Source organism: Paenarthrobacter sp. PH39-S1 (genome assembly GCF_030063245.1).
GTDB lineage: Bacteria > Actinomycetota > Actinomycetes > Actinomycetales > Micrococcaceae > Arthrobacter_M.
The window spans coordinates 1-24,815 of the sequence record NZ_JASISR010000006.1 but is presented as its reverse complement, the minus strand read 5'-3'; the positions used below and the strand labels follow the sequence as shown (position 1 = coordinate 24,815).

The following is a 24,815-nucleotide window of genomic DNA, read 5'->3' as shown; positions in this document are numbered from 1 at the left end:
TCCACCGTAGGCGGACAGGCGGGGAACACACTGTTGCGGCACGGCGAGTCGCGTGATCCGTTATTCTTCCCACACGATTTTTGCCGGCGCGGAGCCGGTCGGGAATGTGAATTGTCTGTGCAACTGCGTACGGTAGATCTATGATCCAAACCGAACCGTTGCCGTGGGCCGAATCCGTCCTGGACCGGGCCTGCGGTCGCCGGTCGGCGCCTGGTTTTCTGGAGGAGTTGCTGGGCCGCCGGGAGGGAAAATGTATGGTGCTGATCGGCGGAAGAGCCCTCGTCCATCAGGACAGCATTGTTTTTTTGGATCCAAATGAGCTTCCGGCCCCCGAGCTGACCGTCTATTTGGGACGGACGACGGCGGCGGCAGACGACGGCGCAGCGCTCCCCGCCGCGTTCCCTGCGGAGCTCCCCGCGGAGCATGCGGGGGGCGATATGCCGGTCAACGCACTGGTCAACGCGCAGTCCAACGTATCGGCCAAGGTACCGCCGGTCGGCGCTCCGCTGAGGTATGGGCAGCTGGCGTTGGGCACCGACGTCCTGGTCGTGGTGCTGCCCGACGATGCCTCCGGGGAGGCGCTGACCCAAGCTCCGGAGGGCAGCCGGCTGGCGGGGTACCGTGAGGTTGCCCTGAACCTGCCAGCCGCGGATGCCGGCATCTTCATCGAGGCGAGCGCCATCACCAATTGGCACCGGACCCATCAGCACTGTCCGCTGTGTGGCACGGCTACTGAGATCGAGGTGGCCGGCTGGGTGCGCCGCTGCCCGGCGGATAATTCGGAGCACTTTCCCCGCATCGATCCGGCCATTATTGTCGCCGTGGTCGGCCCGGATGACCGCATTCTGCTGGGCGGCGGGAGCAGCTGGGAGACAAACCGCTACTCGACCCTCGCAGGATTCGTCGAGCCCGGTGAGTCGCTGGAGCAGGCAGTGGTGCGGGAGATCGCAGAGGAGGTCGGTGTCCGGCTGCATAGCCCCCGGTACCTCGGCTCACAGGGCTGGCCCTTTCCCGCCTCGCTGATGCTCGGATTCACCGCCCAAACCGAGGATACGGTGGCAACGCCGGACGGGGTGGAAATCAGCCGCGCCCGCTGGTTCAGCAGGGCCGAAATCCAGCAGGCGGTCACCGCTGGCGAGGTGGTGATTTCGACCCGTACCTCCATTGCCAGGGCGCTGATCGAGCATTGGTACGGTGGCCCGATCCAGGACGCCGCAGGGACACCGGTGCCGGCCGTCCAACCGAAGAGCGCCATGCAGCGGGAGCACGCCGAAGGCAAGGCGTCCGGCGCATGACGGATGAAGCAACGCCCGTCATCGACGAGCGCACCCTCGAGGAACGAATCCTGGCCGGGCTCGACGACGAACAGCGCACCGTAGCGACAACGCTGACCGGGCCGATGTGTGTCCTGGCCGGTGCCGGCACCGGCAAGACCCGGGCCATCACGCACCGGATTGCCTACGGAGTCCATAGCGGCGTGTACAACCCGCAGCGGCTGCTCGCCGTGACCTTCACCGCGCGGGCCGCGGCGCAAATGCGGACCCGCCTTCGCGACCTCGGCGTCGGCAGCGTCCAGGCCCGGACCTTCCACGCCGCCGCGCTGCGGCAACTGCAGTTTTTCTGGCCCCAAGCCGTCGGCGGGGCCATCCCCGGCCTGCTGGATCATAAGGCGCAGCTCATTGCCGAGGCTGCCCGCCGGTTGCGGCTGTCCTCGGACCGTGCCTCTATCCGTGACCTTGCCGCCGAGATTGAGTGGGCAAAGGTTTCCATGCTTACCCCGGAGACGTACCTGACGCAGGCACAGGACCGCGGCGAACCCGGCGGGCTGGACCGGACCGCCGTCGGCCGTCTTTTTCAGGCCTATGAGGACGTAAAGACGGACCGGAACGTGATTGACTTTGAGGATGTTCTGCTGATCACGGTGGGTATCCTGCAGGAGGATCCACGCGTCGCTGCCACCGTTCGGGAGCAATACCGGCACTTTGTCGTGGACGAGTACCAGGACGTTTCGCCGCTGCAGCAGCGCATGCTGGACCTGTGGCTGGGCGGCCGAGAGGACTTATGCGTCGTCGGCGATGCCAGCCAGACCATCTACTCCTTCACCGGCGCCACTTCGCGGCATCTGCTGAACTTTCCCGCCCGCTATCCCAAGGCGCAGCTGGTCAAGCTGGTCAGGGACTACCGGTCAACGCCGCAGGTCGTGCAGCTGGCGAATTCCCTGCTGTCGGCTCGGCGGAGCGCCGGCCCTGTGGCCGACGCCGGCTGGTCTGCTCCGCTGCGCCTAGTGGCGCAGCGGCAAGAGGGTCCGGTACCGGAATTTGTCGAATGCAGCGACGACGAGGCCGAGGCCGCCGCCGTAGCGGCCCGCATCAAGGTGCTCATTGACAACGGGACACGGGCCAGTGGAATCGCGGTGCTGTTCCGGACCAACGGGCAGTCACAGGCCTATGAGCAGGCACTGGCCTCCGTCGGCGTCGGCTACCAGTTGCGCGGCGGTGAACGTTTCTTTGCCCGCAAGGAAGTCCGGGACGGCATTCTCCAGCTCCGGGCGGCCTCCCGTGCGGCCGAGAATGAGCCGGTGGGGCAGCTGGTCCGGGACGTGCTGGCCACCCTCGGCTACACCCATGATGCCCCACAGACCGGCGGCGCCGTCCGGGAACGCTGGGAATCCCTCGCCGCGCTGGTGGCGCTGGCCGATGAGCTGGTGGCCGTCCGCGGGTCCGCCGAGGGTGGCTTCAGTCTGGCCGACTTTGTGATGGAACTGCAGGAACGGTCCGTCGCCCAGTACGCTCCCACGGTCCAAGGCGTGACGCTGGCGTCGCTGCACGCCGCGAAGGGGCTGGAATGGGATGCGGTGTTCCTGGTCGGTTTGAGCGAGGGGCTGATGCCGATCTCGTTCGCGGACACCGCGGAGACGATTGATGAGGAACGCCGTCTGCTGTACGTGGGGATCACCCGGGCCCGGGAATTCCTGGCGCTTTCCTGGTCGACCGCCCGGACGCCGGGGGGCCGGGCGAACCGCAAGCCATCCCGCTTCCTGGACGGGCTGCGGCCCAATTCCGCACGCCGGCCGGGGAGCTCGGGTACAGTTTCGGCGTCGAGCCAGGCGCCCCGGAAGAGCAGAAAATCCGCTTCTCCATCGACCTGCCGGATCTGCGGCAAGATGCTTTCCTCCGGCGGGGAACGCAAGGTGGGCCGCTGCGCGGACTGCCCGCCCAGCTATGAGGAGGCAACGTTTGACGCGCTCCGCCAATGGCGGCTGTTGGAGGCCAAGCAGGCCGAGGTTCCGGCCTTCGTCGTCTTCACCGACGCAACGCTGGTGGCCATCGCGGAGGCACGGCCGCAGTCCGTGGACGAGCTCGCCGGGCTCCCTGGTGTGGGCCCGGCAAAACTGGAACGCTATGGTGCATCGATCCTCGAAATTCTGACGACGGACGCTTCCAGCTGATGGTCCCGCCACCGAGTCGGGGACGCCAACATACTGGCGCTGTCTTCGGATCCCGTGGCACGTGCGCTGATGCCGACACGATCGCTCCCGGGTGCGGGCCGGCCGTTGGTCTGGAGCTGGCGTTGGAACTGGCAGCCGCATTCCGGATGCGGGGGATAGCTGCGCTGCAGCCACGCACCATCTGAGGCACGCAGCGTCAGCACGGCAGACCAACTAGCGGGGCGGTTGATGCAGTCCAGATAGAGCAGGGCCTGGCGCGCCGCAGAACCGGCGGCGCACAATGCCATCGAACTCTCCTCCACAGCTGTCGCCTGACTGCGTGTGGCGGGGTCCGTCAACTGCCCACAGATCTGCGGCCATTGCGGGTCTGCCACGGCGCGGTGCCGTTCCACGCATTCACCGCACGCTGTCTCACCTGGAATCACCAGCGGTCCCACGGTGGCATCCTGTTCGCGCTGCAGCACGATCAGATGCGGTTGGTCGCGGCTCATCAATTGGGCCGAGGCTGCCGGGTCGACGGCGTCATGCCCCGCGTAAATCACCAGATCGAGGGTCTGGAAGTCCGAACCGCCGTTCTGCATCGAGCGGACAACGTGTGACTGGCAGCCGGGGTCCAGGCTCAAGAGCTGACGTCGGAGCGCTGCCGCGCGGTTCATTCCGATATCGGTCAGCCTGTAGGCTCCCGGTCCGATATCCGCCGGCGCCACCGGCGCCGCGTCCTCAAGCAAAATGGTGCCGACGCCGGCTCCCACCAGCCCCTGCGCCAGGGCTGCACCGGTTCGCCCCAGACCAATAATCCGCAGTACAGCGTTTCCGCGTCCGGCCAGCGGACGCAGGGCCGCGGAGCCGTAGACGGCGGCGGCCAGGGCGGCATCTCCGGCGAGCCGCTCCCCCCGGAAACCTGGCGGCGCCAGGGGAACCGTGTCGTCGAACAGCACGGTGGACAGCGAACCGATGATCTGTTGTGCCCGGGGTGTGGCGAGCCGTGCCCGGGCCGCGGTGTCCGCCACCGTTGTGCTGCCGGTGCCCTCGCGCAGCAGCCGGATAAAGGCACTGTCTGCGGGGGTGAGGCCTTCGAGAATAACGCCGCCGGGTCCCAAGCCGACCTGCAGCATATGGCTGTCTCTGGAAACGACCCGCAGACCGGGATTGATTTTCATGATTCCTCCGGCGTTCCGACGGGGACCGGAGGAGCCGTGTGCCATCCGGATAGCACGATCGTGGCACAGCACGGCGGCCGCCGTGCGGTTATCCACAGGCGCGGAGCTATCCACAGGGGCGGAGCCGAATGGAATGTTGTCAGCCGCGGGTTGTAACGTCGGAGTATGCCTTCTGACCGGACACCCGTTCCCCATCTCACTGCCGGCGGTGCACCGGTGCTTGTCCGGAGGTCGGCCCGGCGCCGGCGCACCGTGGCCGCATTTTGGGAGGGCGGGACAGCCGTGGTGGCAATTCCCGCGCATTTCAGCATGGCCCAGGAACGGCAGTGGGTCGCCAAGATGCTGGCCAAGCTGGACGCCAAAGGCTACGCTCCCGGAGCGCCCGGGGAAGCCGGGAACGGCACCTTCAAAAAACGCCGAGGCGGGTCCGACGGGGAGCTGATGGCACGCGCCGCAGAGCTTTCCGGCCGGTACCTGGAGGGCAAGGCGATTCCGGCCACCGTCCGTTGGGTTACCAACCAGAATTCGCGCTGGGGATCCGCAACCCCCGCAGAGCGGACCATCCGCTTGTCGGACAAGGTGCGCGGGATGCCCGGCTGGGTGCTCGACTATGTGCTCCTGCACGAGCTGTCACATCTGCTGGTGGCTTCCCACGGACCGGCATTCTGGGCACTGCTGCAGGGGTACCCGCAGCTGGAACGCGCCAAGGCATTCCTCGACGGCGTCGCCTACGCAACATCCCGCGGTCTGCAGCCGGGCGGGACAGGCGATGAGGGCGAAGCCTGTACGGAGTCGGGTGGCGATGGGTAGGCCTACAGCGGTGAAGCCCAGCAAGGATGGAACCGGCGCCAGCAGCGCCGGAGCGTATTCGTTTGCCTGCTGGGTCGGATTCGATTTTGTCGGGCGGTGGCTGTCAGCCAACCGGCATTCGAATCCGCCAGCCGGTAACTCCCGGCCGGTCTGCATCGTCGGCCGCGCATGACCTTACCTGCCGCGCTATGGCGGCAGCCGGATTCGTCTGCGGGCGAAGCTGTCAGCCAGTTCACTGCAGGGCATGGCCTTCGCCGCCGAGGACGGCCGCGGGCTAAATCTGCGGGCGCGGACCTTCATCCGGCTCGGTACTGCCCGGCTCGGTACTGCCCGGCTCGGTACTGCCCGGCTCGGTACTGCCCGGCTCGGTACTGCCCGGCTCGGTACTGCCCGGCTCGGTACTGCCCGGCTCGGTACTGCCCGGCTCGGTACTGCCCGATTCCCCGGTATCCGTAGTGTCCGCTGCCTGTTCGCCCTGCTCCGGGGGCGTGTCCTGCGCCGCTGCGTCGGCACTTTGTTCAAAGTCCCCGGCGAGCAGCTTCTGCAGTGCGGCGTCGACGTCGGAATCGGAGGCATCCAGCAGCTTCCGGCGTTCGCCGAAACCCGAAGGGTCGTCGAGATCTTCAGCGGTCGGCAGCAGATCCGGATGTTGCCAGATCGCGTCACGGCCGGCGATTCCGCGTTGTTCCTTCAACGCAGCCCAGAGCGTAGCGGCTTCGCGCAGCCGCCGCGGACGCAGCTCCAGTCCCACCAGAGCGCCGAAGGCGTGCTCTGCCGGACCGCCCGTTGCCCGGCGGCGGCGCACGGTTTCACGCAGCGCCGCGGCGGAGGGAAGGTTGCTGGCCGCTTCGAAGCTGAGCTCGTCCACCCATCCTTCAACGAGGGCCAGCGCCGTTTCCAGCTTGGCCAGAGCCGCATCTTGCTCCGGAGTGCGCTGCGGCATGAAAACGCCCTCGGACAGAGCGGCCTGAATGCCTTCCGGGTTACTGGGATCGAGGTCGCGTGCCAATTCCTCCATCCGGGACATGTCGATGTGAATTCCGCGGGCATACGATTCGATCGCCCCCAGCAGGTGTCCGCGCAACCACGGAACCTGGACAAAGAGCCGGGCATGCGCCGCCTCGCGCACCGCCAGGAACAGCCGCACATCCCGTTCCGGCAGGTCCAGCCCGGCACCGAAGGCGGCAACGTTGGCCGGAAGCAGTGCCATCTGCAGATCCGCAAGTGGCACGCCGATGTCGGTCGAACTGACCACCTCACGCGCCAGCGCACCCACGGCTTGACCCAGCTGCATGCCAAAGAGCGCCCCGCCCATGTTCTGCAGCATCGAGGACGCGCCGCCCATCATGGACTTCATTTCCTCCGGCAGCTGTTCGCCGAGGGTGCTGGAGAGGGCGAAAGCAATACTGTTGGCCACCGGCTCCGTGAGGCGCTTCCACGTGCCGAGCGTCTCTTCCACCCATTCCGCCCGCGACCATGCCCGCCCAATCAGGCCTGTGCTCGGCAGGTCTGTGACCGGATCAAGCCACAGCTCCGCCAGCCGCAGCGCCTCGTCGACTTCGCGGGACTGTGCCGCTGTCACCGACGGATCCCCGCCGGCCACGGCCTGCCGCGCGTTGTCGTGAGCCAGTTGCCAGTTCACGGGTTCATCACTCTGATTGCTCATCATCGCCTGAACCTGGGCGAAGAGTTGGGAAAGGACGTTCGGATCGTCCGGGAGACCGGCGGCTTTGGCCAGCGCCGCCGGATCAAAGCCCTCGATGCCTTGGCCGCCCATCAGATTGGCCAGCATTTCGGACAGCGGGTCCTTCGGTGTTTCGTCGTCGTTATCTGCTGGGTTCGAAGTCATCTGCGGCCGTTCCTTGGTGGATTTACTTCTTAACTTCACGTTACCGCCGCCCCGGTTCCTTGTCTGCCCGCCGCGTCCACCGTTCGCTACCGGCAAAGCCCAGTACGACGACGGCGGAACGGCGCCGCGCTCCCGTGCAGTTCCGCTGTGGTTCCCGTGCGCTTCCCTGGGGTTCGCTGGGGTTCCCTGCGGTTCCGCCGCGGTTCCCAAGGCGTTCCGCCGTGCTTCCCGTGCGGTTCCCTCTGGTCGCAGGCTGGCGGACCGGGGCCCCGATGCTTCCCCGAGCGCGAGGCCCGGCAATGGCCGCCAAACCGTTACAGCCGAACCCCTATCCGAGCACGTAGGCTAGGGGTTTGGACAAGTCAGGCAACGTGGCGGCAATTTCCGCAAGAGAGGTACAGGTTGTGAGCGATCCGAACACCGGGGGGCCCACCCAAGGGCAACCCATCGGAGGGCCCGCCGCTGCCTGGTCCGGTCCCTCCACTGTGCCGGCACCGCAGAGGCCCCGTGACGGCCGCTTCATCACGATGATAGTTTCCGGAGTACTGGCCGTCGCCCTGTGCATCGTGGCACTGAGCTTGCCGGTGCCGTATGTGATTGAATCCCCGGGGCCCACCTTCAACACCTTGGGCAAGGATAGCGGCAAGCCCGTCATCCAGGTCAGCGGGCATCAGACATTCCCGGCCGACGGGCAGCTCGATCTCGTGACCGTTTCCGTCAGCGGCGGTCCGAACAGCAACGTGAACGTCGTCGAGGCGTACCGGGCCTGGCTGGACAGCAGCCGCTCGGTCATCCCGGAAGAGCTGCTGTACCCGCCGGGGACCAGCCAGCAGGAGATCAGCAGCCAGAACGCCGTCGCCATGACGACCTCGCAGGAAGACGCGACGGCGGCAGCCCTGACCCAGCTGAAGATCCCCTTCGACACCACGCTGGCGGTGGCGGCAATTCCCGAAGGCTCCGCCTCGCAGGGCCAGCTGGAGCCCGGCGACGTCCTGGTGTCCATCGACGGTACCCCGATCACGTACATCAAGGTCATCCAGGATGCTTTGGCCGGCGGCAACGGCAAGGCGATCAGCATGGAGGTGCGCCGCGGTTCCGATCTGCTGACCAAGACCATAATCCCGCAAAAGAGCACGGCAGGGAAGTATCTGCTGGGCATTGCGCTGCAGAACAACTTCAAGTTCCCCTTCGACGTCAACATCTCGCTAAGCAACGTGGGCGGCCCCAGCGCCGGAATGATGTTTGCCTTGGGCATAATCGACACCGTCACCTCCGGGGACCTCACCGGCGGTAAGCACTTCGCCGGGACCGGCACCATCGATCCGGCGGGTAACGTCGGAGCGATAGGCGGCATCGCCCAGAAAATGATCGGTGCCCGGCAAAGCGGGGCCACCGTCTTTCTGGCCCCGGCTGCGAACTGCGGCGAGGTGGTGGGGCACGTGCCCGCCGGCCTTCAGGTGGTCCGGGTAGCGACCCTGCAGCAGGCCGAAGATGCCGTGGCCCAGATCGCCGCCGGTCAAAACGATCCCGCACTGCCGACCTGCACGGCAGGTTGAAACCGCCATGACATAATCCTGGAATTTACAGCACAAAATGACATCATCACTCCCACCACCGACTAAACAGAGGTAAGCGTGACTTCCCGTCCTGCCAGTCCGAACAGACCCGCCAACATCCGACGCCGGCGCGGGCCGCTGCTGCCCACACTCCTCGTGGTGGCAGCTCTGGTCGTCGCATTCGTCTTCTTCGCTAACGTCTACACTGACGTCCTCTGGTATAACCAGCTCGGCTTTTTGGAAGTCTTCTGGCGTGAAAACGCCTCGCGCCTGCTGACCTTCCTGGTCGGGTTCCTGATCATGGGCGGTGGGGTTTACGCCTCCATTAAAGTCGCCTACCGGGCCCGTCCGGTCTATGCCCCGGACAGCCAGGTCCAGGACAACCTGAACCACTACCAGGCTCAGCTGGAACCGGTCCGTCGGCTGGTCATGATCGGTGTGCCCGCCGTCTTCGGTTTGTTCGCCGGCACCGCTGCGGCCGGCCAGTGGCAGAAGGTATTGCTGTTCTTCTTCCAAGTGCCCTTCGGGCAGAAGGATCCGCAGTTCGGACTTGATCTGAGCTTTTACCTCAACACTCTGCCGTTCCTCGGATTTGTCATCGGGTTCCTGATCAGCGTGGTGCTCATTGCGGCCATCGCCGGCATCATGACGCACTATCTGTATGGGGCCATCAGGCTGCAGGAGCGCGGACTGTTCACCAGCCGCGCCGCACAGATCCACCTGGCCGTCCTCGCCGCCGTCTTCCTCGTTCTGCTGGCGATCAACTTCTGGCTGGACCGCTTCACCACGCTGCAGGACAACAGCGGTCTGCGGTCCGGCGCGATGTACACGGATGTCAACGCCGTCATCCCGACCAAAGCCATCCTGGCCGTTGCCGCGGGCCTGGTCGCGGTGTTGTTCATCGTGACCGCGGTCATCGGCCGCTGGCGGCTGCCGATCATCGGGACCGCGATGTTGATCATCACCTCGCTGCTGGCCGGCGGCATCTACCCCTGGGCGGTGCAGCAGTTCCAGGTCAAGCCTTCGGAGCAGTCGCTGGAGTCGGCGTATATCCAAAAGAACATCAACATGACCCGCTCGGCGTACGGTTTGGATAACGTCGAGGTGACCCCGTACAACGCGACGACGGACGCCACCCCGGGTGCGCTGCGGCAGGACGCGGAAACGGCAGCGAATATCCGCCTGCTGGATCCGAACCTGATCTCCACCACCTTTGGCCAGCTGGAACAGTACCGCCCGTACTACAAGTTCCCCAGCACGTTGAATGTGGACCGCTACACGATTGACGGCAAGGTCCAGGACACCGTCATCGCGGTGCGCGAACTGAACCCGAACGGCATCCCCACCGCCCAGCAGACCTGGTACAACAATCACCTGGTCTACACGCACGGCTACGGCGTGGTGGCCGCCTACGGAAATACGGCCACCGTTGATGGCAAGCCGGTATTCATGCAGTCCGGTGTGCCGTCGGTCGGCAAGCTGGGCACCGATACCAGCTACCAGCCGCGGATCTATTTCGGCCAGTTTTCACCCGATTACTCGATCGTGGGCGGCAACGCCGACGGTACACACGTTGAACTGGACCGGCCGCAGAGCTCGAGCGGAGGCACCGATTCCAACTCAACCTTCGCCGGCAACGGCGGACCGAACGTGGGTAACTGGTTCAACCGGCTGCTGTACTCCATCAGGTTCCAGTCCTCGGACCTGCTGCTGACCAATGGGGTCAACGACAAGTCCCAGATTCTCTATGACCGGACGCCGGAGGAGCGGGTTGCCAAGGTCGCGCCCTATCTGACCATCGACGGGAATCCGTACCCCGCCGTCATCGACGGGCGGGTCAAATGGATCGTGGACGGCTACACCACCAGCTCCGCGTACCCGTACGCGCAGCAACAGCAGCTGGAATCCGCCACCACGGATTCGCTGACGTCCAAGAACGGAACGGGCGCGCTGCCGAACAGCTCGATCAACTACATCCGCAATTCGGTCAAGGCCACAGTTGACGCCTATGATGGTTCGGTTTCCCTCTATGCCTGGGACGATCAGGATCCGATCCTCAAGGCCTGGCAGAAGGTGTTCCCGACGACGATCAAACCGTTTACGGAGATGTCCGGCGATCTGATGAGCCATGTGCGCTACCCGGAGGATCTCTTCAAGGTACAGCGCGAACTGCTGGGCCGTTATCACGTGACGGATCCGGGGAAGTTCTACCAAAACACCGAGGCGTGGAGCGTCCCGAACGATCCCACCTCGCCCACGGACAACGTTAAGCAGCCGCCGTACTACCTCTCCCTGCAGATGCCGGGCCAGGACAAGACGGCGTTCTCCCTGACCACATCCTTTATCCCGCAGTCCGTGCAGGGCACAGACTCACGGAACGTGCTCTACGGCTTCATGGCAGCGGATGCGGACGCCGGGAACGAAAAGGGGGTGAAGGCGGCCGGTTATGGCAAACTCAGACTGCTGGAGCTGCCCACGGAGACCCAGGTCCCCGGGCCCGGGCAGGTGCAAAACACCTTCACCTCCGACCCGTCCGTCTCGCAGCAGCTGAACGTGCTCCGGCTGGGCCAGTCCACCGTGATCAACGGTAACCTTCTGACCCTTCCGGTCGGCGGAGGACTCCTGTATGTACAGCCGGTTTACGTGAAGTCGAACGGTGAGACCTCGTATCCGACCCTGCAGCGCGTGCTGGTGGCATTCGGCAACAAGATCGGTTACGCGGCGACCCTGAACGAAGCGCTGGACCAGCTCTTCGGTGGCAATTCGGGTGCAGCGGCGGGCGACTCCCAAAAGCCCACCGGCACGGCGACGCCGGGAAGTTCGGGGACCGGCGGGACCGGTGGACCCGCCGTGGCTCCCGACCCGACGGCGCAGGCTTCGCTGACCCAGGCGCTGCAGGATGCCAACCAGGCAATCCAGGATGGACAGGCCGCGCTGGCCAAGAGCGACTTCGCCGCCTACGGTGCCGCCCAGACGAAGCTCAACGCGGCGATCGCGGCCGCGCTCGCGGCAGAGGCGAAGATGACGGGAACGCCGGCGGCCACGCCGTCAGCCGGCCCTTCGGGCACCGCAACCGGTTCGCCGTCGTCGTCAGCCACCCCGTCCAAGTAGGCCTGGTGATCTAAGCTTAAAGCTTGGGAATTCGGGACGGATTCAACGAAACCGTCCCGAATTCCCGGGCCATGGTCCAGCAGGGAACATCTCGGCGGTCCTGGCCGATTTGGCCTCACCACGGCGCACAGGTAGAGTTGGTGATGCGACGCGGGGTGGAGCAGTTCGGTAGCTCGCTGGGCTCATAACCCAGAGGTCACAGGTTCAAATCCTGTCCCCGCAACCATGAAAGAGGCCCTGATTGGCGGAAACGCCGGTGAGGGCCTCTTTCTTTTACCTCGCGGCGTGGGTGATCCAGCTTTTAGCCGGCGTTTTCAGTCGACACCGTGACGCTGGTGGCGTCCATGGCAAGCGAAGGCTCCCAGCCCGGACCCTAGGCCTCGAGGATTCTTCTGGTGTCCGACTCGCAAATGCACCCTTCCGCTCCGCTAAGATGGCACGCCGGTGCGCCTCTGACTTCCCTTGCGGTCCCGTAAACGCCGGCTCGTCCCCGTACAGTCGAGCAGGTCGGCGTCCGGCGCCCAATGACGGGAAGGGAGGCAACGAGAACCTCCACCTCGCCGAGCGAACGGTTCGACGCGCGGGCAACCGGCGATCGAGGACGCCCTGAAAGAGCGCAGCTAAACGACGGCACAATGTCTGATGGCACGGATAAACCAAAGGCGTGACTTTCTGCATGTCGACGTCGCTCCGCACAGAAGGCGGGCGATCCGCTGTGCTGACGAAAATTACTGTAGCGGGGCGCCTCAGGACCGTCAGCCGTTCGATCCTTCCAGTTCACTCCGTTCGTCCGGGGTATTGCGGCGCCCGCTGATAAGGTTCACCCGGGCCGTTACGGCGTACAAAATCTAGCTGGAGGTAAGATGAGCACCGTTAAGAGCCTGTGGGTCATGGCCCAGGGAGACCCTACTTTCATGCGACGAGTCAATGGGTGGCTCGCGGTCTTTTGGCTCGTGATGATCCCGTTCTCGTTGTGGATGGGTTGGTTGGACTCGGTCATTTACGTCTCGGCACTTTCCCTTTGGGCACTCGTCTCGGGTCATTGGTCTGCCTGGCAGGCGGCACGCGTGGAGGTTCAGCAACAAGAAGATGCCAAGGCTCGCGAGAAGGAAGACCTGGTATCCGAGGTCGTTGCCGCCATCCTCGCCAAAACCAATCTGGAACGCGCACCCCACAATGCGCAAGCATCCGATGCTTCCCTGAGTTGAACGCGCTTGCGCCGCACCGCGAGTGCCGTGTCCCGGGAACCGACCTTCTTCCCCGCCTTTTCGCTGTCTGACGGGAAGCGACCGCCCCTGCCCAAGACAGGATTGCATCGATTAATTCACCTGCTTCCCGAAGAACGTCTGCGCTTGAACAGCGGCCGGGTAAATCCTGTACGATCAGCGCATGGGAATAGTAATTACACTGATAATTGTTGGAGTCGTCCTCCTCGTTTTGGGCATTGCCGTCAAAGCTGCGATGTTCCTGCTGTGGATCGGGATCGTAGTGCTTGTAGTTGGAGCCGTCATGGGGGTAATGCGTAGCGTGCGAAACCGCGCCTAACACACCGGTTCGCCCCTTACGATCGCCTGTTGGGGCCATGCCAAAGAACACCGAGAAGATGTGAAGTAAGTACGGGCGGCGTAATGTCGTCGCGGGTGGGTCGCGTCATGAGAGCCACAGTAACCGGAACCCCAACGCGGGCGCTTTTTGCCTGTTTTGGGGTTCCGTTGTCTTTGCACAGCCCTCGGCTACGGTTCTTCCTTCCGGCTACAGGGGGTCCGGCGGAGTGGGTGGATCGACGAAGTCGCCGGAACCGCGCCGAAACTGCGCCAACGTCTGGACCAGACGTGTCAGGTCATCGGGCGGGATGCCAAGGCTGCGGAAGACATGTTCATTGAGACTGGCCGTGGCATCCTCCACCATGGCCCTGCCGAGGTCTGTCAGCAGCACCAAGGTGGCGCGTCCGTCCGTCGGGTGGGCGGATCTGCGCACCAGGCCATCCCGCTCCAACCTGTCCACCACGTTCGTCACGCTGGTCGGATGGACCTGCAGCCGGGCGCTCGCGCTTGCCATGGGCAGCAGCCCGTCCCGGCTGAAGCTGAGCAACCGCAGCATTTCAAAGCGCGCAAACGATAACCCAAGCGGCTTGAGTGCGGCATCCACGCGGGACAACATAATCTGTTGAGCGCGAATGATCGATGTGACGGCGGCCATTCCGTCGGCCGCGTCGGACCAGCCGTGCGAAATCCACAGCCGCTTGGCCTCGGCGATTGGGTCCATCGGCAACGGCGTTGCTGGGGGCACGTCGAAAGTCCTTTCACGAACGATTCCCGCCGGCACCGGGCGGGCGGCAAACACCGAGCCTCATCACAAAAAATACTCGGAACACATAGTAAATACTAGTAGTTCCTAGTATTCTCAGTGGTGAAGCATCAGTCATTGTGCATCAAAGGATTTTGCGCCGCAGGATTTTGCAACAAAGGAGTTGTTGAATGAAGATCGTCGTACTCGTAAAACAGGTGCCGGATACGGCGGAAGAGCGAAAGCTTGATCTGACGACGGGTCTGCTGGACCGTGATGCCGGCGACAGCGTTGTTGATGAGATCAACGAGCGGGCCCTTGAGGTGGCGCTGCGGGTCAAGGACGCGAATAAGAGTACCGAAGTGGTTGTCATGACGATGGGGCCGGACGGGGCAACCCAGGCATTGCGCAAGGCGCTTTCCATGGGTGCGGACTCCGGCGTGCACATCCTCGACGACTCCCTCGCGGGCGCGGACACCAAACGTACCGCGGCAGCACTCGCGGCTGGGCTGAAGGTCACCGGGTTCGACATCGTGCTCGCCGGCAACGAATCCACCGACGGCCGCGGCGGCGTTGTCCCGGCCATGGTGGCCGAGCACCTGGCCCTGCCGCTGCTTGGCTCATTGGTTTCCGCCGAGATCACCGAGGGAGCTGTACGCGGTGTTCGCCAGGGTGAGGGCGGCACATTGAATGTCCATGCGGCACTGCCCGCCATCGTGACCGTGACCGAAAGCTCCGCAGAGGCCCGGTTCCCGAATTTCAAGGGCATTCTGACCGCCAAGCGCAAGCCTGTCACTACACTGTCTGTGGCAGATCTGGGCAGCGCCGACCTCGGCAGCGCAGAGTTGGGCGGCGCAGGCCTGACGGGCTTCGGACCCGGTGCGGATGCCAGGGTCGGCAGCACGGTGATTGTGTCCACCACCGAACGCACGGCCCGCGCTGCGGGCAGGAAAATCGTCGACGACGGAACCGCAGCCACCGAGCTGGCCGAGTTCCTTGTTGCAAACCGTCTGGTCTGAGGGAGGAAAAGAATGTCGAACGTTCTGGCACTTGTGGAAATGTCCCACCGCGGCGAAATCGCCGGCTCCACCCGCGGATTGCTTGCCGCAGCCGCGAAGTTGGGCACGCCGGTCGCCGTGGTTGCCACCGCCACGGCATTGACGGACGACGACGTCGCCCGGCTTGGCGGGCTGGGTGCGGCACAGATTTACGCTGCGGTGACAGCGGCGGCCGGTGCCGTTCTGGTGATCCCGGCGCTGGAAGCGTTGAGTGAGGCCGTCCGTGCTCTGCAGCCGTCCGCGGTCGTGCTGGCCAATTCCGTGGACGGGCGCGAGGTGGCCGCCCGGTTGGCTGTGCGAACCGGCGGCGGTCTGCTGGCCGACGCCGTGGACGTGCGCGCCGACGCCGGGAAAGTCGTGGCCCTGCACTCGGTTTTCGGGGGTGCGTACACCGTTGAATCCGCAGTGGACGTGGGGCTGCCCATCATCACCCTCCGTTCAGGTGCCATCGACGATCACGCACCCGCAGCCACCCCGGAGGTCAGTGCGGTTTCCCTGACGGTCGAACAGGGAAACGCTGCCGTCATTGACGGATTCAACGACGAAGCCGCCATTTTGGCCCGGCCGGAACTGCGCGGCGCGGCCACAGTGGTGTCCGGCGGCCGCGGCTTGGGTTCAGCGCAGAACTTTGTGCTGGTGGAGCAACTGGCCGACGCGTTGGGGGCCGCCGTCGGAGCCTCGCGCGCCGCCGTCGACGCCGGTTTTATTGGCCACACGGCGCAGGTCGGACAGACCGGTGCCAGTGTGTCCCCGCACCTGTATATCGCCTTGGGCATTTCTGGTGCCATCCAGCATCGGGCCGGCATGCAAACCGCCAAGACCATCGTGGCCATCAACAAGGACGGGGACGCACCCATCTTTGACGTGGCGGATTTTGGCATTGTGGGAGACGTCTTCACGGTGGTGCCGAAACTCATCGACGCTCTCAACGCCCGGACCAGCTGACGAACGGTGGAAACAGCTGCGTCCGTGCCCGCCACACTTCGCCGAGAGGTTCCTTAGAAGATGCCTACAGCAGTGAAGAATTCGTCATCGACGAAGAGTAAGTGGTCCAGGTTCATTTGGATTGTGCCGGCAGTGGTCAGTGTCCTGCTGGTTGTGGTGTTGCTGGCCAAATGGCTCACGGGTTTGTCGGGTGTGCAGTCCTTCCTGACCGACTATCCCGGGCAATCGCGTCTGCCGGACAGCGCCCCCGTGGGCTTTCCGGCCTGGCTGGCCTGGCAGCACTTCCTGAATGTGTTCTTCATCGTACTGATCATCCGGTCCGGCTGGCAGGTGCGCACCGCCAAGCGGCCGCCGGCGCACTGGATCAGGAACAACAAGGGCCTGATCCGGACCAGGAATGCGCCCGTCAAGATGAGTTTGGACCTGTGGTTCCACCTGAGCCTGGACGCTCTGTGGGTGCTCAACGGCCTCATCTTTGTGATTGTGTTGTTTGCCACCGGACAGTGGATGCGGATCATCCCGACCAGGTGGGATGTGTTCCCGAACGCCGTCTCCGCCGCCCTGCAGTACGCGTCCCTTAGCTGGCCAATCGAGGACGGCTGGGTTAACTACAACGCACTGCAGCTGCTGACCTACTTTGTGACAGTGTTCATTGCCGCACCCTTGGCCATCATCACCGGGCTGCGCATGTCCTCGGGCTGGCCGAAGAAGGCGGAGAAGCTGAACAAGGCATACCGCATCGAGGCCGCCCGGTCGCTGCACTTCCCGGTCATGCTGTACTTTGTGCTGTTCATCATCGTGCACGTCACTTTGGTTCTCGCCACCGGGGCGCTGCGCAACCTCAACCATATGTACGGCAGCAGCGACGACATCAATTGGGTGGGGTTCGGCATCTTCGCAGCTTCCCTTCTGGTGATCGTGGCCGCCTGGTTCCTGGCCCGGCCGCTCTTCCTGCGACCGGTGGCGGCCTTGTCCGGAACCGTGAGCAAGTAGCCCCCGGAACCCTGAGCAAGTAGTCCCGGGAACCCTGAGTAAGTGATCCCCGGACCGTAAGCAAGTAGTCTCTGGGCATCATAAGTACCTACCGTCCTCAGGAGTAAGTAGTTGGCGGAACGGCGAGTAGATAGCTGTCCAATCAAATGGTTACACAGCGAGCCAGCCGTCCAGCCAGGCAAAGGAGCGCCCATGTTTGAACGCACGGAGGACCAGCAAGCCATGGTGGCGATGGTGCGCGACTTTGCCGGCGGGGCGATTTCCCCGCACAGTGCATATTGGGATGAGACGAAGCATTTCCCGGTGGACGTCCTGCGCGAAGCGGGCACGCTGGGCATGGGCGGAATCTATGTGAGCGAAGAGTACGGCGGATCCGGGCTCACGCGCACCGATGCCGTGCTGATTTTTGAGGAGCTGGCCAAAGCTGACCCCACCATCGCGGCGTACATCTCCATCCACAACATGGTGGTGTGGATGATCGACGCCTTTGGCAATGCCGTGCAGCGGGCCAATTGGGTGCCGCAGCTGGCGTCCATGGAGGCGTTGGGGAGCTATTGCCTGACGGAACCGGGGGCCGGTTCAGACGCCGCGGCGCTGAGCACCCAGGCGGTGCGCGACGGCGACGATTACGTTCTGAACGGGACGAAACAGTTCATCTCCGGCGCCGGTGCTGCCGGCTTCTATCTGGTCATGGCACGGACAGCCGACACGGGCAGCCACGGCATCACGGCCATCGTGGTACCGGCAAACCTTCAGGGTCTGTCGTTCGGGCCGAACGAAAAGAAAATGGGGTGGAACGCGCAGCCCACCCGCCAAGTCATTTTTGAGGATGTTCGCGTCCCCGTGGCCAACCGGCTGGGGGCCGAAGGCAGCGGATTTGGCATTGCCATGAAGGGACTCAACGGCGGCCGGATCAACATCGCCGCCTGCTCCCTGGGCGGTGGCCAGGCCGCCCTGGACAAGTCCATCGCGTATCTGAAGGAGCGCACGGCCTTTGGCGGAACCCTGATCAGCAAGCAGGCCCTGCTTTTCGAGATTGCGGACATGGACACCGAGCTGGAAACGGCGCGGACCCTGGTGCTGCGCGCCGCCGAAGCGCTGGATCGCGGAGCCGCAGACACCGTGAGGCTGTGCGCGATGGCCAAGCGTGTGGCCACGGACGCCGGCTTCAACGTGGCCAACAAAGCCCTCCAGCTCCATGGCGGCTACGGCTATCTGGCGGAGTATGGCCTGGAGAAGATCGTGCGGGATTTGCGCGTCCATCAGATCCTGGAAGGCAGCAACGAGATTATGCGCTTAATAGTGGGCCGGCTGGCAGTGGAGGACTAAGAAATGAACAATGACGACGTTCTGGTGCACCGAGCCGGTCACCTGGGCCACCTGATCCTGAACCGGCCCAAGGCCTTGAACGCCCTGACGCATGGCATGATCGCCGCGGTCGCCGACTCCCTGGATGCTTGGGAAAATGACGACGACGTCAGCACCGTTCTGATCTCCGGGTCCGGTGAGCGCGGCTTGTGCGCCGGCGGTGACATCGTGGCGATCTATCGTGACACCCGCCTTGGTGGCACGGAAAGCGCCGCCTTCTGGCGCGACGAATACATTCTCAACGCCAGGATCAAACGTTATCCCAAACCGATCGTGACCTTGATGGACGGAGTGGTCCTGGGCGGGGGAGTGGGTATTTCCGCGCACGCCGCCATCCGCGTTGTCACCGAACGCTCCCGGGTGGGCATGCCGGAAACGGGCATCGGTTTTGTCCCGGACGTCGGCGGCCTGTATCTGCTCTCCCGCGCGCCGGGCGAGTTGGGCACGCACGCAGCCCTGACCGCCGGCATGATCAACGGCGCCGACGCCATGGCGATGGGCCTGGCCGACCACTTTGTGGACTCCGCCGACCTGCCCGCGCTCATCGGTGGGCTGGCCGAACGGCCCGCACGCGCCGTCGTCGGCCGTTACGCGCAGGTGACGCCGGAATCGCCGTTGTCTCAGCAGCGGGACTGGATCGACCAGGCCTATGACGGGGACGACGTCGGCACCATCCTTGAGCGGCTGGCCCACTTTGGGCAACTGGAGGCTGCGCGCGCGGCCGACGCAATCCGGGCAAAGTCGCCCACCGCGCTGAGCGTGACGCTGGCGGGGCTGCGGCGCGCCAGGAGCATGGGCAGCCTGGAGGCGGTGCTGAATCAGGACTACCGGGTATCTCTGCACGCGCTGAGGTGGCCCGACTTTGCGGAGGGGATCCGCGCACAACTGGTCGACAAAGACCGCAATCCGGCGTGGAACCCCGCCACCTTGGCGGATGTGTCCGCGGCGGACGTGGAACATTCCTTCCAGGACTTGGGCCCGGACGAGCTCGGTCTAAGCTTCGTCCCGGCACGATCGGAGGCAGCATCATGAGCAGGGCAATCGCGTTCATCGGGCTGGGCCATATGGGGGCGCCGATGGCCGCTGACCTTGTCCGAGCCGGGTACTTGGTCACGGGTTTCGATGTTGTACCGGCGGCCGTGGACGCGGCCCCCAACGACGGCCTGACGATCGCCGAGTCAGGCGCGGAGGCGGTCACGGGGGCCGAGGTGATCATTACCATGCTGCAGGCTGGCCAACACGCCCTTGCCGCCTATCAGGGGTCCGACGGGCTGCTGGCCGCGGCGGCACCGGGGTCCCTATTTTTGGAATGTTCCACCATTGCTGTGGCCGATGCCCGCGTCGCTCACGACATGGTCCTGGCAGCAGGACACGGTGGGCTGGATGCCCCGGTGTCTGGTGGAGTGGCGGGCGCCGAGGCCGGGTCGTTGACGTTCATGGTGGGCGGGGATGCCGGCGACTTTGCCGACGCCGCGGAGATTTTTGACGTGATGGGCAAGCGGATTGTGCACTTTGCCGGCGCCGGCGCCGGGACCGACTTCTCCGGAATCATCAATGACATCCGCGCCGCAGCGCAGACCGCAGGTTGGAACACAGGGCACGGCACGGCGCAGAACCCAGCACAGAACAGGACGCAGGCATGAGCGACTATCTTTCGATCCTTACCGAGCAGCGTGGCCGGGTCGGCATCATCACGCTCAACCGGCCGGAGGCCCTGAACGCACTCACCGACGGCATGGGCCACGAAATCGTTGCGGCGGCGCGGGCCTTCGACAAGGATCCGGGCACGGGTGCAATCGTCATCACCGGATCATCCCGTGCCTTTGCCGCCGGTGCGGATATCAAGGAGATGGCCGGGAAGTCCCTGGTGGACATGTACCTGGCTGACTGGTTCTCCGCCTGGGACGAACTGGCGCGGATCCGGACGCCCATGATTGCCGCCGTCGCCGGTCACGCACTGGGCGGGGGCTGTGAACTGGCCATGATCTGCGACTTCATCATTGCCGCGGACAACGCCAAGTTCGGACAGCCCGAAATCAAGCTCGGCGTGATTCCCGGGATGGGCGGCTCCCAGCGGCTGACCCGCGCCATCGGTAAGGCCAAAGCCATGGAAATGGTGCTGACCGGCCGCGTCATGGGTGCCGAGGAGGCGGAGCGGTCCGGGCTGGTGGCCCGGGTGGTGCCGGTGGACGACCTGCTGGCCGGCGCCATCGCCACGGCCGAAACCATTGCCGCCATGTCCAAGCCGGCGACGATGATCGCCAAGGAAGCCGTCAACGCGGCATTTGAAACCTCTCTGGCAGAAGGCGTGCACATGGAGCGCCGGTTCATCTACGCCTGCTTTGCCACCGAGGACCAGAAAGAGGGCATGACGGCGTTTATGGAAAAGCGGGCGGCCGACTTTAACCACCGATAACGGGCCGCCCCTCGCCCGGTCTCCCCGCTGCTCCCCGGATGCAGAAAGCCCGCCGGGCTTGGCCAGGAAGAATGAGGTTCCTGACGTCCCGGCCGCGGCCGCGCTGGAAAGGAGAATGTTCACGGCTTGGCAACGGCGTTGAGGAATTCTTTGATCTTCTTGGCCATAGCCCCAGACTCCGACCAGTGGGGATAGTGACCTCTCCTGAGCGCGACAATTTCGTGGCGTTTCACTTTGCTCAGCTGACGCTCATGGAGATCGAGCCATTTCGCATTGCTGTCCAGCGAGTCGTGCGCAAGGAAGGTGAGGACCGGCATCGTGTCGGGTAGCTGACACCGGCAAGCTTCGCGGCGTTGCTGCTAATCCGGTCCTCAACCGACGCCTGGCACTGGTCAGTCGGAGGACAGTCGGTACCCCATGCCCCGCACGGTGCTCAGCGTTGACAGCCCGAAGGGCACATCGATCTTTCGGCGCAAGTAACCGATGTAAACCTCGACAACGTTATCTCCGCCGTCGAACATTGGATCCCAGACGTTATCCAGAATCTCCGCCTTGGAGACCACCTCGTCCGGATGGCGCATCAAAAACAACAGCAGCCCGAACTCCCGGGCCGTAAGGGCGATCTGCGTCCCGTCCCGGGAGACGGACCGCTTCAACGGATCCAACAGCAGAGTGCCCACGGTGAGGGTCACCGGCCGCTCTGGCGCGCCTCGCCGGATCAGGGCGCGCAGCCGCGCCACCAGGACAAGGAAACTGAACGGCTTGGTCAGGTAGTCATCGGCGCCCAGATCGAAAGCATCCGTCTGGTCGTACTCGCCGTCCTTGGCCGTCAGCATCATCACCGGTGTCCAGATCTGCCGTTCCCGCAGTTCCTTCAGCACCGCGTAGCCGTGCTTGCCCGGCAGCATCAGATCCAGTACGACGACGTCATAGGGGTTTTCGGTCGCGGCCCACAGCCCGCTGATCCCGTCATGGACGACGTCGACGACGAAGCCTTCACCGGTCAGGCCGCGCCGGATGGTCTCGGCCAGCAGTTTCTCATCGTCGACCAGCAGAACACGCATACCGACATCCTTCCACTCCCAACTGGCCTGATGGAGGTAATTGATGCCCATGTCCGCCCGAGGCCTGTGAGAATACTGAGGAGTCGGTGGGAACACTGAGGAATCCGAGGGACTACTGAGGAAATCTGTCGCGCCTCGGATTCCTCTCAACGCGACTGGCACAAACTGAACTGGTGGCCGTCCACAAGCCGAACGCCGGAGCGCGCCCATGACCGGACATAAAGCGGGGCCGAATCTACGCCGGGACCGAAGCCGCAGCGGAGCCCGCCGGGGCCGGACCCGCAGGCCCATCCTGAGTGTCATTGGCGGCCGCCGCGATCGCATCCGCCGCTCGACCCGGGATCCGCCAAATGGCGATGGCGCACGAGGCGAAGTGGTCAATCTTCCGCGCAATAGCGGGTATAGTTGAGCAAGCGACGCGGGGTGGAGCAGTTCGGTAGCTCGCTGGGCTCATAACCCAGAGGTCACAGGTTCAAATCCTGTCCCCGCAACCACAAAGAGGCCCTGACCAGCGGAAACGCCGATCAGGGCCTCTTGATTTCCAGTCGATTATGCCTCTCTCTTTATTCGCCGGTTACATCGTGTCCCCCGCCGGTTACATCGTGCTCAAAAGCCGGCTACCCCATGTGGCACGTAGTGTTCCTCCAGGGTCGATAACTCTTCGGCGCTGAGACTGATCTCCAGGGAGGCCACGGCGTCGTCCAAATGGCTGAGCTTCGTCGCGCCGACAATCGGCGCGGTCACGGCGGGATTCGACGAGACCCAGGCCAATGCCACCTGCGCCCGGGGCACGCCGCGGGCGCCGGCCACCGCCGCCACGGCTGAGGAAACCTTCCGGTCCGCGTCTTCGGCCTGCCGGTACAGGGACTTGCCGAACTCATCGAGGCCCGCACGGGTTGTCGCCGCGTCCCAATCCCGCGTAAGCCGCCCGCGGGCCAACGGACTCCACGGAAGGACACCGATTTTCTGGTCCTGGCACAGCGGATACATTTCCCGCTCCTCCTCCCGGTTGATCAGGTTGTAGTGGTCCTGCATCGTGATGAACCGTGCCCAACCGTTTGCTGTCTGCGTATGCAGCGCCTTGGCGAACTGCCAGGCATACATGGATGACGCGCCCAGATAGCGGACCTTGCCGGACCGGACGACGTCGTTCAGTGCTTCCAGCGTCTCCTCCAGCGGCGTCTCGGGGTCCCATCGGTGGATCTGGTAGAGATCGACATAGTCCGTCCCGAGCCGGCGCAGACTTTCATCGATCTGCCACAGAATCTGTTTGCGGGACAGTCCGGCCCCGTTGGCCCCGGGGGCCATGCGACCGTGGACTTTGGTGGCAATCACCAGTTCTTCTCTGCGTCCGTAATCGGTGAGGGCACGGCCTAGGATTTCCTCGCTGGAGCCATTCGAGTAGACATTGGCGGTGTCAAAGAAATTGAAACCGAGCTCAAGGGCCTGCCGGATGAACGGACGCGATTGATCCTCGGGCAGGCTCCATCCGTGGTTCCCTCGCTGCGGGTCTCCATAGCTCATGCATCCCAGCGCAAGCGCCGACACGTCCGTTCCGGTGTTTCCAAGTTTGACGTATTTCATAAGTTATCTCCTGTACTGGCCGTTAACGCCACTTTGCCCTTCGCTGGTTCTTTCAACCCTGTCCGCTTTCACGCCTCCCGGGTGCCCGAGGAGGTGGTCAGGGCCGGATCCCGCTGCGCCAGCGACCTGACGGCGTCGTCAATTTTGGCCAGGAGGCCGGCATCGAGACGGACTCCCGCTGCCTTGACATTGGAGCTCACCTGCTCGGGCCGGGATGCACCGATGATTGCGGATGCGACATTCTGGTTCTGCAGTACCCAAGCGATGGCCAACTGCGCCATGCTCAGACCAGCTGGTCGGCGATGGGTCGGAGCTTTTGCACTGCGTTGAGAACCTCCGGAGACATCCAGCGTTTGATGGTGTCCGCTGCGCCCTTTTCGTCCGTTGCCCGAGCCGAGTTCCTTTGCCAGCGCGTGGCCATCCCGGATCTGTTGCGCGGTCCACTCGCTGACGCCGGTATACAGCGCCTTGCACCGTCGTGTCGGACGACGTCGGTAAAAAGCCTGCAGCCGCCGGAGCGAGCCGTCGCTTGACTCGAGGATGTGCTTCCGGGAGAGCCCGACGTCGTTGTGCCCCTTGGGCGCGGTCGGACCGAGTACTTTGGTGAAGATTTCCAGAGACTGGCGCCGCTCGGCTTTCAGAGCAGCCCGGGCACTGTAGCGGCTGCCGTGTTGGCATAGACGTCGGCCGTGTCAAAGGTGCTGACGCCTGCGTCCAGGGCGGCGCGGACGCAGGCTGTGGCGGTATCATTCTCCACCTGCGATCCGTGGCGTTAGCCAGTTGTCGTAGGTAGATTCGGATACTTTGAAACCGCTGTTGCCAAGATATCTAAAGTCCATGCGTACGATGCTATCCGCCGCGATTCAGGCCCGTATAGGGCGGATCCAATATCGGGACGAGGGGACCACCAGCATCCCGCTTCCCTCACTGTTCCACTTGTTGCGCTTCCAGGGACAGAGATGTATTGCTGGCTGTCCGCGTGACCGAGGGCGCCAATCGTATGCTCCTGGTCGCAAAGGCGCCGTTGCCGGCTGAGAATTGGGCGGCGTCAGAAGGGTGGTGGTGGTTCGGGGTTGTTGGGGTAGACGCGTCCGGTGGGTGAGGTGTGGATGAAGACGCCGGGGGTTGGTTGGGTGAGGGTCCAGCCGGTGCCGGGGTCGTCTTTGA

Annotated in this window: 18 protein-coding genes, 2 tRNA genes and 2 pseudogenes; 16 read left to right on the top strand and 6 right to left on the bottom strand. The window is 64.3% G+C overall.

All coding sequences use genetic code 11. The annotated features are described in order from the left end of the window. Positions 1-140 precede the first annotated feature (140 nt). The gene (gene nudC, locus QMG52_RS05450; protein WP_283559418.1) at positions 141-1,295 is read left to right on the top strand and encodes an NAD(+) diphosphatase; all 1,155 of its coding nucleotides are present in this window, start codon (positions 141-143) and stop codon (positions 1,293-1,295) included. Then, on the top strand, positions 1,292-3,448 hold the full coding sequence (locus QMG52_RS05445) for an ATP-dependent DNA helicase UvrD2 (RefSeq protein WP_283559417.1): 2,157 nt from the start codon (positions 1,292-1,294) through the stop codon (positions 3,446-3,448). Before nudC ends, QMG52_RS05445 begins: the two co-directional genes overlap by 4 nt. On the opposite strand, the gene QMG52_RS05440 is transcribed toward QMG52_RS05445, so the two are convergent. Further along, the gene (locus tag QMG52_RS05440; protein ID WP_283559416.1) at positions 3,400-4,608 is read right to left on the bottom strand and encodes a ThiF family adenylyltransferase; all 1,209 of its coding nucleotides are present in this window, start codon (positions 4,606-4,608) and stop codon (positions 3,400-3,402) included. The two genes, QMG52_RS05445 and QMG52_RS05440, sit on opposite strands and share 49 nt — an antisense overlap. 165 nt (positions 4,609-4,773) lie before the next feature. Here QMG52_RS05440 and QMG52_RS05435 point away from each other — a divergent pair, with 165 nt between their 5' ends. Further along, a complete protein-coding gene (locus QMG52_RS05435) occupies positions 4,774-5,418 on the top strand; it encodes a M48 metallopeptidase family protein (protein ID WP_283559415.1) in 645 nt (214 codons plus the stop codon). 168 nt (positions 5,419-5,586) lie between these two features. Then, positions 5,587-5,874, top strand: a complete 288-nt coding sequence (locus tag QMG52_RS22140) for a Cys-every-fifth RiPP peptide CefA (RefSeq protein WP_502920451.1) — start codon at positions 5,587-5,589, stop codon at positions 5,872-5,874. On the opposite strand, the pseudogene QMG52_RS05430 reads toward QMG52_RS22140, so the two are convergent. Next, positions 5,819-7,267, bottom strand: a pseudogene (locus QMG52_RS05430) (zinc-dependent metalloprotease); the annotation flags it as partial. The gene QMG52_RS22140 and the pseudogene QMG52_RS05430 sit on opposite strands and share 56 nt — an antisense overlap. A 404-nt stretch (positions 7,268-7,671) precedes the next feature. Here QMG52_RS05430 and QMG52_RS05425 point away from each other — a divergent pair. The 4 genes from QMG52_RS05425 (at position 7,672) to QMG52_RS05410 (ending at position 13,142) form a co-directional block, all read left to right on the top strand. Beyond that, positions 7,672-8,823 (top strand): YlbL family protein, encoded by a 1,152-nt coding sequence (locus QMG52_RS05425; protein ID WP_283559413.1) that lies wholly within the window; start codon positions 7,672-7,674, stop codon positions 8,821-8,823. Positions 8,824-8,901: 78 nt separating this feature from the next. After that, positions 8,902-11,934 carry a UPF0182 family membrane protein gene (locus QMG52_RS05420; RefSeq protein WP_283559412.1) on the top strand — a complete coding sequence of 1,011 codons (3,033 nt, stop codon included), beginning with the start codon at positions 8,902-8,904 and terminating at the stop codon, positions 11,932-11,934. Positions 11,935-12,083: 149 nt separating this feature from the next. Further along, positions 12,084-12,160 (top strand) — tRNA-Met (locus tag QMG52_RS05415). Positions 12,161-12,797: 637 nt separating this feature from the next. Next, positions 12,798-13,142, top strand: a complete 345-nt coding sequence (locus QMG52_RS05410; protein WP_283559411.1) for a hypothetical protein — start codon at positions 12,798-12,800, stop codon at positions 13,140-13,142. A gap of 544 nt (positions 13,143-13,686) precedes the next feature. Here QMG52_RS05410 and QMG52_RS05405 read toward each other — a convergent pair. Then, the gene (locus QMG52_RS05405; RefSeq protein ID WP_283559523.1) at positions 13,687-14,199 is read right to left on the bottom strand and encodes a MarR family winged helix-turn-helix transcriptional regulator; all 513 of its coding nucleotides are present in this window, start codon (positions 14,197-14,199) and stop codon (positions 13,687-13,689) included. 212 nt (positions 14,200-14,411) lie between these two features. Here QMG52_RS05405 and QMG52_RS05400 point away from each other — a divergent pair, with 212 nt between their 5' ends. The 7 genes from QMG52_RS05400 (at position 14,412) to QMG52_RS05370 (ending at position 21,000) form a co-directional block, all read left to right on the top strand. Further along, positions 14,412-15,239 carry an electron transfer flavoprotein subunit beta/FixA family protein gene (locus tag QMG52_RS05400; RefSeq protein WP_283559410.1) on the top strand — a complete coding sequence of 276 codons (828 nt, stop codon included), beginning with the start codon at positions 14,412-14,414 and terminating at the stop codon, positions 15,237-15,239. Between the two features lie 12 nt (positions 15,240-15,251). After that, complete coding sequence (locus QMG52_RS05395; protein ID WP_283559409.1) at positions 15,252-16,223, top strand: electron transfer flavoprotein subunit alpha/FixB family protein; 972 nt, start codon at positions 15,252-15,254, stop codon at positions 16,221-16,223. 60 nt (positions 16,224-16,283) lie between these two features. Continuing rightward, positions 16,284-17,216: a cytochrome b/b6 domain-containing protein gene (locus QMG52_RS05390; RefSeq protein ID WP_283559408.1), complete on the top strand. Its 933-nt coding sequence runs from the start codon at positions 16,284-16,286 to the stop codon at positions 17,214-17,216. 192 nt (positions 17,217-17,408) lie between these two features. Next, complete coding sequence (locus QMG52_RS05385) at positions 17,409-18,545, top strand: acyl-CoA dehydrogenase family protein (protein ID WP_283559407.1); 1,137 nt, start codon at positions 17,409-17,411, stop codon at positions 18,543-18,545. Between the two features lie 3 nt (positions 18,546-18,548). Then, entirely contained in the window at positions 18,549-19,616 is a 1,068-nt protein-coding gene (locus tag QMG52_RS05380; RefSeq protein ID WP_283559406.1) for an enoyl-CoA hydratase/isomerase family protein, read from the top strand. Beyond that, on the top strand, positions 19,613-20,227 hold the full coding sequence (locus QMG52_RS05375; protein ID WP_283559405.1) for an NAD(P)-dependent oxidoreductase: 615 nt from the start codon (positions 19,613-19,615) through the stop codon (positions 20,225-20,227). The genes QMG52_RS05380 and QMG52_RS05375 overlap by 4 nt, the downstream gene beginning before the upstream one ends. Next, positions 20,224-21,000, top strand: coding sequence for an enoyl-CoA hydratase (locus QMG52_RS05370; protein ID WP_283559404.1), 777 nt, complete (start codon positions 20,224-20,226; stop codon positions 20,998-21,000). Before QMG52_RS05375 ends, QMG52_RS05370 begins: the two co-directional genes overlap by 4 nt. Before the next feature lie 392 nt (positions 21,001-21,392). On the opposite strand, the gene QMG52_RS05365 is transcribed toward QMG52_RS05370, so the two are convergent. After that, positions 21,393-22,064, bottom strand: coding sequence for a response regulator transcription factor (locus QMG52_RS05365; RefSeq protein WP_283559403.1), 672 nt, complete (start codon positions 22,062-22,064; stop codon positions 21,393-21,395). A gap of 417 nt (positions 22,065-22,481) precedes the next feature. On the opposite strand from QMG52_RS05365, the gene QMG52_RS05360 reads away from it, so the two are divergent. After that, a tRNA-Met gene (locus tag QMG52_RS05360) sits at positions 22,482-22,558 on the top strand. A gap of 112 nt (positions 22,559-22,670) precedes the next feature. Here QMG52_RS05360 and QMG52_RS05355 read toward each other — a convergent pair. Then, positions 22,671-23,648 (bottom strand): aldo/keto reductase, encoded by a 978-nt coding sequence (locus tag QMG52_RS05355; protein ID WP_283559402.1) that lies wholly within the window; start codon positions 23,646-23,648, stop codon positions 22,671-22,673. 68 nt (positions 23,649-23,716) lie between these two features. Further along, positions 23,717-24,487, bottom strand: a pseudogene (locus tag QMG52_RS05350) (aldo/keto reductase). Positions 24,488-24,815: the final 328 nt, after the last annotated feature.

Bases quoted from the DNA above. Each gene is read 5' to 3' on its own strand.
- QMG52_RS05370 (WP_283559404.1), top strand. From the start codon at position 20,224: ATGAGCGACTATCTTTCGATCCTTACCGAGCAGCGTGGCCGGGTCGGC.
- QMG52_RS05375 (WP_283559405.1), top strand. From the start codon at position 19,613: ATGAGCAGGGCAATCGCGTTCATCGGGCTGGGCCATATGGGGGCGCCG.
- QMG52_RS05390 (WP_283559408.1), top strand. From the start codon at position 16,284: ATGCCTACAGCAGTGAAGAATTCGTCATCGACGAAGAGTAAGTGGTCC.
- QMG52_RS05405 (WP_283559523.1), bottom strand. From the start codon at position 14,199: ATGGACCCAATCGCCGAGGCCAAGCGGCTGTGGATTTCGCACGGCTGG.
- QMG52_RS05380 (WP_283559406.1), top strand. From the start codon at position 18,549: ATGAACAATGACGACGTTCTGGTGCACCGAGCCGGTCACCTGGGCCAC.
- QMG52_RS05365 (WP_283559403.1), bottom strand. From the start codon at position 22,064: ATGCGTGTTCTGCTGGTCGACGATGAGAAACTGCTGGCCGAGACCATC.
- QMG52_RS05440 (WP_283559416.1), bottom strand. From the start codon at position 4,608: ATGAAAATCAATCCCGGTCTGCGGGTCGTTTCCAGAGACAGCCATATG.
- QMG52_RS05410 (WP_283559411.1), top strand. From the start codon at position 12,798: ATGAGCACCGTTAAGAGCCTGTGGGTCATGGCCCAGGGAGACCCTACT.
- QMG52_RS05445 (WP_283559417.1), top strand. From the start codon at position 1,292: ATGACGGATGAAGCAACGCCCGTCATCGACGAGCGCACCCTCGAGGAA.
- QMG52_RS05395 (WP_283559409.1), top strand. From the start codon at position 15,252: ATGTCGAACGTTCTGGCACTTGTGGAAATGTCCCACCGCGGCGAAATC.
- QMG52_RS22140 (WP_502920451.1), top strand. From the start codon at position 5,587: ATGACCTTACCTGCCGCGCTATGGCGGCAGCCGGATTCGTCTGCGGGC.
- QMG52_RS05355 (WP_283559402.1), bottom strand. From the start codon at position 23,648: ATGAAATACGTCAAACTTGGAAACACCGGAACGGACGTGTCGGCGCTT.
- nudC (WP_283559418.1), top strand. From the start codon at position 141: ATGATCCAAACCGAACCGTTGCCGTGGGCCGAATCCGTCCTGGACCGG.
- QMG52_RS05400 (WP_283559410.1), top strand. From the start codon at position 14,412: ATGAAGATCGTCGTACTCGTAAAACAGGTGCCGGATACGGCGGAAGAG.
- QMG52_RS05435 (WP_283559415.1), top strand. From the start codon at position 4,774: ATGCCTTCTGACCGGACACCCGTTCCCCATCTCACTGCCGGCGGTGCA.
- QMG52_RS05385 (WP_283559407.1), top strand. From the start codon at position 17,409: ATGTTTGAACGCACGGAGGACCAGCAAGCCATGGTGGCGATGGTGCGC.